Annotated in this window: 5 protein-coding genes; 1 reads left to right on the forward strand and 4 read right to left on the reverse strand. The window is 74.9% G+C overall.

The window, feature by feature from the left end:
- Window positions 1–79: 79 nt before the first annotated feature.
- Complete coding sequence (locus ACFV61_RS22550; RefSeq protein WP_063348621.1) at window positions 80–289, reverse strand: hypothetical protein; 210 nt, start codon at window positions 287–289, stop codon at window positions 80–82.
- A gap of 154 nt (window positions 290–443) precedes the next feature.
- On the opposite strand from ACFV61_RS22550, the gene ACFV61_RS22555 reads away from it, so the two are divergent.
- Window positions 444–1,409, forward strand: coding sequence for an aldo/keto reductase (locus ACFV61_RS22555; protein ID WP_380339914.1), 966 nt, complete (start codon window positions 444–446; stop codon window positions 1,407–1,409).
- Between the two features lie 521 nt (window positions 1,410–1,930).
- On the opposite strand, the gene ACFV61_RS22560 is transcribed toward ACFV61_RS22555, so the two are convergent.
- From ACFV61_RS22560 to ACFV61_RS22570, 3 genes are all read right to left on the reverse strand, one after another.
- Complete coding sequence (locus tag ACFV61_RS22560; protein WP_380493578.1) at window positions 1,931–2,953, reverse strand: C40 family peptidase; 1,023 nt, start codon at window positions 2,951–2,953, stop codon at window positions 1,931–1,933.
- A complete protein-coding gene (locus ACFV61_RS22565) occupies window positions 2,950–4,224 on the reverse strand; it encodes an SPFH domain-containing protein (protein ID WP_380493580.1) in 1,275 nt (424 codons plus the stop codon). Before ACFV61_RS22565 ends, ACFV61_RS22560 begins: the two co-directional genes overlap by 4 nt.
- 194 nt (window positions 4,225–4,418) lie before the next feature.
- Window positions 4,419–7,517, reverse strand: a complete 3,099-nt coding sequence (locus ACFV61_RS22570) for an Ig-like domain-containing protein (RefSeq protein WP_380493582.1) — start codon at window positions 7,515–7,517, stop codon at window positions 4,419–4,421.
- Between the last annotated feature and the right edge of the window lie 358 nt (window positions 7,518–7,875).

Here is a 7,875-nt window from a genome sequence, read left to right on the forward strand (position 1 = left end):
GTGCGCGCGCGCTCCCGTTTGGTGGGCCCCGTGTTTGCGGGGGGTGGGGCCCCCAGGGGGCGGTCCCCCGCCGCGATGATCACTTGACCGCCAGCCAGATGACGCCGCCCAACACGGCCAGCACGATGACGGCGACCAGCGCGATCACGCCGGTACGGCCACCACCACCGCTGCTGCTGCGGCCGTAGGTGGAGACGGTGCCCGGCGCCTGCGGGGCCGCCGGGGTCTCGTCGACGAACGCCCGGAACATCTGGGTGCTGCCGGCGGGGTCGTAGTCGTTGTCAGCCATGGCACGGACTCTAACGAATCCGCCCACCTCACGGACACCCCGGACCCCTCCTGCGCGACCCCCACCACCCGGTCGTGCAACGGTGGTACGACATCCTCGTGAAGTCCGCCCGACACACGGAATGCCGCCCGGTGCGATCCGGTTGAATCCGACCATGACCGGAAACCACAGCGACGCCCCGGGCCGGGTCCGCCTCGGCGCCTCCGACCTGTCCGTCTTCCCGCTCTCCCTCGGCGGCAACGTCTTCGGCTGGACGGCCGACGAGCAGCAGTCCTTCGCCGTCCTGGACGCCTACGCGGCGGCCGGCGGCAACTTCGTCGACACCGCCGACGTCTACTCGGCCTGGGCCCCGGGCAACACCGGCGGCGAGTCCGAGACCGTCCTCGGCAACTGGCTGCGCAGCCGCGGCAACCGCGACGACGTCGTGATCGCCACCAAGGTCGGCATGCACCCCGAGGCCGGCGGTCTGGGCGCGGCCAACATCAAGGCCGCGGCCGAGGGTTCGCTGCGCCGCCTGGGCGTCGAGCGGATCGACCTGTACTACACCCACCGGGACGACGACACCCCGGTCGAGGAGTTCGTCACCGCGCTGGACGAGCTGGTCCGCGAGGGCAAGGTCGCCGCGGTCGGCGCCTCCAACATCGGCGCCGAGCGGCTGTCCGAGGCGCTGGCCTTCGCCGACCGCGAGGGCCTGGCCAAGTACGTCGCCGTCCAGCCGCACTACAACCTGGTCTCGCGCGGCACCTTCGAGGGCCCGCTGGCCGACGTGGTCGCCGAGCACGGCCTCGCCACCGTCCCGTACTACGCGCTCGCCTCCGGCTTCCTCACCGGCAAGTACCGCCCCGGCGGCCCCGGCGTCGACAGCGCCCGCTCCGAGGGCGCCGCCCGCTACCTGGACGACCCGCGCGGCCCGAAGGTGCTGGCGGCCCTGGACACCGTCGCCGGGGAACACGGCGTCGCACTCGCCACGGTCGCCCTCGCCTGGCTGGCCGGGCGGCCGACGGTCGCCGCCCCCATCGCCAGCGCCCGCACCGTCGAGCAGCTCCCGCCCCTGCTGGCAGCCACCACGCTCCGCCTCACCCCCGAACAGACCGCCCTCCTCGACACCGCCTCCGCCTGACCCCGCCCCACCCCGCAGGCTGCGAACCCGCCCCCACCCGGGCCCGTTCGCAGCCTGCACCCGTGCCCGGCGAACCCCACCCGGCTGAGAACACCGGCCGCAGTGATCAGCCTTGGCCCACGAACGACCGGGCACGGAACAGGACTTCGACGCCGAAGCCGCCACGGGGGCAGCCTCGCCGGAAATCCCGCCCGGACGGGCTCTTCGACGACGAGGGCCGGAAGAAGTACGCGCGCCCGGCCCTCGATTCCGCAAACAATCCGGGCCCGGGCGGTAACACCGGCAGAGTGACCGTCGGCCCCGCCGATCCGAGGGCCCGCTCCGGCACCCTCGACGAAATCCAGGAGACTTTCCAGGCGGTCGGCGAATCCGCCCCGGAAAAGACGGCCAACGCGCACGGCGCACCGGCCGATTGGCAGATCGGGCCCGAACTGCGCACCCGTTCCCTCCGCGGGGACGATCAGGTCGCGCTTCGGGCCCCCGACAGCACGCCGCTGTCGGGGGCCCGGTGCGCCCCGGCGCTACGGCCGCCCGAAGTGGGTCGGGTAGTAGCCCGAGTTGAGGGTGGACACCCGGACCGTCTTGCCGGGCCGGGGCGCCTCGACGAACTTGCCGCCGCCCAGGTAGATCCCCACGTGGTGGATCCCGGAGGCCCGGCCGCTGTCCGACCAGAACACCAGGTCACCGCGGCGCAGTTGCCCCGCGCTGATCGGCGTGGTGGCCGCGTACTGGTCGTCGGCCACCCGCGGCAGGCTGATCCCGCTGCGCCGGTAGGCCTGCTGGACGAGCCCCGAGCAGTCGTAGCCGGACGGGCCGTTGCCGCCCCAGACGTACGGCTTGCCCAGCTGGGCGAGCGCGTAGTCGATGGCCGACTCCACGCTGCCGGAAGCCGGTGCCTGGTCCGCCGACGGCGTGGCCGCGGGCCGGGCGGGAGCGGGATCCGCACCACCGCCGGACTGGCCGGTGCGGTTCGCGTAGACGTCGTAGTGACTGGTCCACCGCCACTCGCCGGCGCTGTTCTTGAACCAGTACTTCGACCCGTCCCAGCCCTGGCGCAGTCCGGAGGAGGAAGCGGAGGAGGCCGAACCGTTGGACACGGCGGCCACCTTCCCGCTGGCACCGCCGGAGCCGCCCGAGCCGCCGGACTGGCCGGCGCGGTTCGCGTAGACGTCGTAGTGGCTGGTCCACCGCCACTCGCCGGCGCCGTTCTTGAACCAGTACTTCGACCCGTCCCAGCCCTGCTTCCCGGCCGCCGCATGCGCGGACCCGGCACCGGCCGTCAGGCCGACCACGCCGGCGCCCGCCAGCACGGTGGTGGCCAGGCAGGTACTCCGCACGGCGCGGTGTATTCGGCTGCCGCCGGTCGCCGTCGCGGGGCGGGCGGTGTGCGGCCGGGCCGCGCAGTTCGGGCAGCCGCAGCCCGCGATCGCAGGGATGCTGCCGGTGCTCTCCTCGAAGCCGATCAGGCCCCGGTCGAGGGCGGCGTCGAAATCGGCGTCGAGGTCGAGGCCGGGATCGGCGTACGCGCCGGTGGCTATCCTCATGCGGGTCGTCCTTCCTTCCGCCCGGCCCGTGCGGCCGGGGGCGGTACCGAGGCGGCCACTCCGGCCGGGGCGACGAAGGCGACCAGCAGCTGCTCCATCAGCGCGCTGCGGGCGGCCTCGTCCAGTTCGTGGGCGGTGGCGCGCTCCAGTCGCCGGACGGCGAGCGCCGCCGCCTCGACCGCGTCGTCCACCAGCACCGTCCGCAGGCCCGCGTCCAGGTCGGCCAGCCGGCGGCGGCGCATCGACTCGGCGACCTCGGGCGCGTAGTCCAGCGCCAGCGGCTGCGCCGAGTAGACCTCCAGGCCCGCCGGGGCGACCTCGGCGGCCAGTGCTCTGGTCAGCTCGTCGGCGAACCACTGCCCGTCCCGCAGCGCGGGCCCGGGCGCCGCGTTGCTGTCGCACGGCAGGATGGACGCGGTGCGGGTGAGCACCGCCTGGACCTGCTCGCGCAGGTAGCTCTCGTGGTCCTCGATCGCCAGCAGCGCCCGCGCGGTGTCCTTGACCCGCCAGACGATCAGCAGCCGGACGACGATCGGCGTGCCGGTCCGGTCGACCGCCTTGACCGGCTCGCTGCGCCAGTGCCGCAGCCGCACGTCCACCCGGCGTCGGCGCAGCAGCGGGTTGACCCAGACCAGGCCGGTGCGGCGGACGGTGCCCCGGTAGCGGCCCCAGCGGGTCAGCACCCGGGTCTCGCCGCCCGCGTTGGCCAGCAGCCCGGCGAGCGCGAACACCACGAGCAGGCCGACCGCGCTGACCGCGGCGACCGACTTGGCGTCCACTTCGGCCTGGCCACTCGCCTGCGCGGCGGCGCTGCGCAGGTCGGGCAGCGCGTCCCAGTACGGGATGACGCCGTCGCGCAGCAGCATCAGCAGCACGCCTGCCACGCCGACCAGCACCACCAGCAGGGCGATCCAGCCGGGCAGGGCGGTGGCGCGGTGCTCGCGGACCGCTTGGTCGGCGCGCGGGGGGCGGCGGGAGGTGGCGGCCGTGGGGGCGCCGACCTGGGTGGTTTCCGGGATCTCGACGGTCGCCGGGGCGGCCGCCTCCAGCGGATCGCGCAGGTCGGCGGAGGCGCCGGTGGCCGGGCCGGGGACGACGACCAGCGGAGTGGTCGCGGGGCCGCCGTCGACCGGGCCGAGCGGCTTGGCCGTCTTGACGACCGTGGCCTTGGCCAGCGGGCTCGCGCCGGAGGCGGAACGTTCCGGCAAGGCCGGTGGGAGTACCTGGGGCAGGTGGTCGGGTCGCTGCGAAGAATCGCGGGTGACGTCCATGCACGGATCCTCGGGGTCGGTGTGTCGCGCAACGGGCGGCCCGGATCTGACGGGCAGTGCCAAGATCAGGCTAAGTTCATACGTCATCAAATGCGACATTTATGATGAGGTGTGTCGACATTTGCTGACGAATCGTCCGAAGCCGACCTGACGCGCAGGCACATGAACGGGTAGTCGGGATGGTTCAGCGCAGGTCAGCGCCGCCGGACACCGTCACCACGGGCGAACACCCGGCGGGTGATCAGCCCGATCCCGGCGAGCACCAGCAGGCCACCGGCGACCCCACCGCGCCAGCCGCTCGCGGTGGACCGCGCGGCCGCCGCCTGCGAGGCCTCCGCGGCCGCCCCCACGGGCGACGCGCTCGGCGGCGCCGGCAGCGGCCCGGCATCCTCCCCGGCGGACCCGAGCGGTTCGGCCGCCACCGGCGTCGATGACGGTGGCGGTGACGGAGGCGGAGGCGGTGTCAGAGGTGGTGTCAGTGACGGTGACGGTGACGACGCCATGACGCCGACGGCCGCCCGGGACAGGCTGGCGCCCAGGGACGGAACGGTACGGAGCGTCGGAGGGACGGAACCGGCGGAGGTGGTGGTGGGGGCGATCCGGACGGTCGGGACGGTGGGGGTGGCTGAAGCAACGGACGGCCCGGCCACCGCCGCCGGCGGCCGGGCGACCGCCGGAACGGCGATCGGCAGCAGCCCCGCCGGCGCCGGCGCGAGCACGGATGCAACGGGCGTCGCCCCCACAACCGGGCTCGGCGACGAGGTGACCGGGCTCGAAGGCGTGGACGTGGGTTTGGACGTGGACATGGACGTGGGCGACGTCGCGGGACGGGACGGTACGGAGGAGGCCACCGGCGCGGAAGCACCGGCCGAGGGCAACACCGGCACCGCCACGCTCGGGCTCGGCCCGACCGGCATCGGCACCGACGCCGACGGGCTCGGCACGGTCGGCACGGTCGGCACCGAGACTGCGGGGCTGGGCCGCACGGGAACCGACGCCCCCGAGCTCGGCACCGCAGGAGTCGACGCCACCGCACTCGGCACCGCAGGAGTCGACGCCGATGCCGAAGCCGATGCCGATGCCGATGCCGATGCCGACGGGCTCGGCGCCGCCGCGACGCGCACCGGCACCGCATCCGCCGCCGCCCCGTTCCCCGCCAGGTCGGTCGCCGTGACGACCAGCCACTGCTGCCCGTCCGTCAGGTCCCGGTTGGCGGTGCAGGTCCAGCTGCCGTCGAGCGCCGCCGTCACCCCGCACAGCACCGTCCGCTCGCCTGCACCCGAACCCGAACCCGAGACCGAAGCCGGAGCCGAACCCGGCCCCGAGGCCGCCGAGCCGCCCGCCCGCGCCGTGACCAGCACCTTCGAGCCCGGCTCGGCCCGCCCGGTGAACGTCGGCCGGCTGACCCGCAGGGTCTCCCCGGCGGCCGGCGAGCCGAGCACCGGCTTGTCCGGCGGGACGGTGTCGACGACCAGCGCGACCGCCTGCCCGGCCGTCCGGTTCCCGGCCTCGTCGACCGCGACGGGGGTGAGCAGGTGGCGCCCGTCCACCAGGTTCTCGACCGGCAGGCAGGACCACTGGCCGTCCGCCCGGACGGCGCTGCGGCAGAGTTCGGCGGCCTGGTCGGTGACCGCGACGGTGCTGCCCGCCTCGCCGGTGCCGGTGAGCTGGATCCCCGGGTCGTTGGTGTACTCCGGGAGGGTGAGGACGGGCGGTGCGGGCGGCGCCGTCTTCACGGTGACCCGGACGGCGTCGCCGCGCAGCACCACACCACCGCTGGTGATCTCGACCGGGGTGAGGGCGTGCGGGCCCGCGGTGAGCGCTCCATCGGGCCGGCAGGACCAGTCGCCGCCGCGCTCGACCCGGGCCCGGCAGGCCGTGGCGTCGCCGTCCCGGATCTCCACCGAGGCGCCGGCGACCGCTCCGTCGCCGTGGATCCGTGGGCGGGCCTCGGCGAGGACGGCGCCGTCGACGGGTTCGGCGACCTCGGGCCGGGCGGCGCCGACGGTCAGTTTGATCCGCTGGTCGGCGACCTGCCCGGAGTCGGCGAAGCCGCCGGAGGGGACGAGTTGGCTGGCGTCGCGGGCGATCCGCAGCCGGGCCCAGGTGTCGCCGGAAGCGGCGCCGGTCGGGACGGTCCATTCCAGGGTCGCGGTGTCGGCGCCGGCCGGGATCTCGGCCTGCACCCGCTCGGCGGGGTCGAAGCGCCCGCTGTGGTCGAAGTCGATCCAGCCGGCCAGGGTCGCGGGCTGGTCGCCGACCGCCACCGGGACGCTGAGCCGGTAGTAGCGGCCGATCGCGGCCTCGGTGGGGAAGCTGATCGACGGGTCGGCGCCCTGGTACTCGGCGCGGCCGGGCTGGAGCTTGGGCGGCGGCGGGCTGGTGAAGACGCTGCGCCGGCCGGCCCCGTGGTCGAGCTGGACCAGCGGCTCGCCGGTCGACCGGTCGGCCGTGCCCGGGTCGTCGGCGGACCGGGGTCGGGTGCGGTGCGCCGGGTTGGCGGCGTCCGCGCCGAGGAACAGGTCGGAGAGCACGTGCGAGGCGTTGCCGTAGTTCTGCGGGGCGGTGCCGAGGTCCTCGTCGACGGTGACGGTGTACGCCTGGCGCAGGACGGGCGGGGTGGTGGTGCTGCCGGCCCGGGCGGTGGAGCGCTGCTCGACCCGGAAGACCGCGGTGCGCAGGGTGCCGGCGAGTTCCAGGGTGCCCTCGGAGGCGGAGCCGGCCGCGCCGTCGGAGCTGCCGTCGGCGCCGACGGGTGCGAGGGCGTTGGCGTCGACCGTCCAGCCGGGCCAGTCGGTGCGGTTGACCAGGGTGGGGGCGGAGGGTGAGCCGCCGGTGAGGGTCAGCCGGGCCGCGGTGCTGGTGGTGCCGGACTTCCCGGTGGCGAGCGCGACCAGTCCGCTGAGGTGCAGCCGGGGATTGCGGACCGGTCGGGAGAAGGCGAGCCGGAGCGTTCCGACGGTGCGCCAGGATCCGTCCGCCTGCGGGCGGTTCTCGGTGACGCTGAAGGTCTGCGCGGGGTTTCCGGGGTGCATTCCGTCCGTGTACGGCCCGGCCGCACGCCCCCCGCCGGGGCGGTCGGCCAGTTCGCCGGCCGCGGCGGCCACCTCGGTGCCCGGGGTGGCGGCGAATTCGAGTTGGACGGAGAGGCCGGAGGGCAGGACCGCCCGGCGTTCCCCCGACCAGGCGTCAGGGGACTGCTGGGCCACCGAGAGTGGGGCGTTCCAGCCGGTCAGCAGCCCGGCCACGAGGACGGTCAGGGCGGCGGCCGTGCGGGGAAACTGTCGGCCCATCCGGCTCTCCTTCACGGTCGGCTGCCGGGGTGCCGGGCAGTCTGGGCACAAGATCTGACAAAAAGGAATCACGATCCTGAGCCGGTCATACTGCGACACCTGCGCTTATGGCCGGGTCCCACCCGTTTGGCGGCCATCCGAGCGGCAGGACGGGATATACCCGAAACAGATGCATTTCATCCATTAGGCCCGCAATCCAGAACGGACGCGGCACCCGGCGCCCTCGTCCGGGCCCGGAAACGGGAGAAGCCCCCCCCCCGGGGGCGGGGGGGGGGGGCGGGGGGGGGCGCCCCCCGGTGTACCCGCCGCCCCGCGGGCGGTTGAAACAAAACCCGAGCCCCCCCCCCCCAGGGGGAGG

The organism is Kitasatospora sp. NPDC059817 (genome assembly GCF_042731835.1).
GTDB lineage: Bacteria > Actinomycetota > Actinomycetes > Streptomycetales > Streptomycetaceae > Kitasatospora.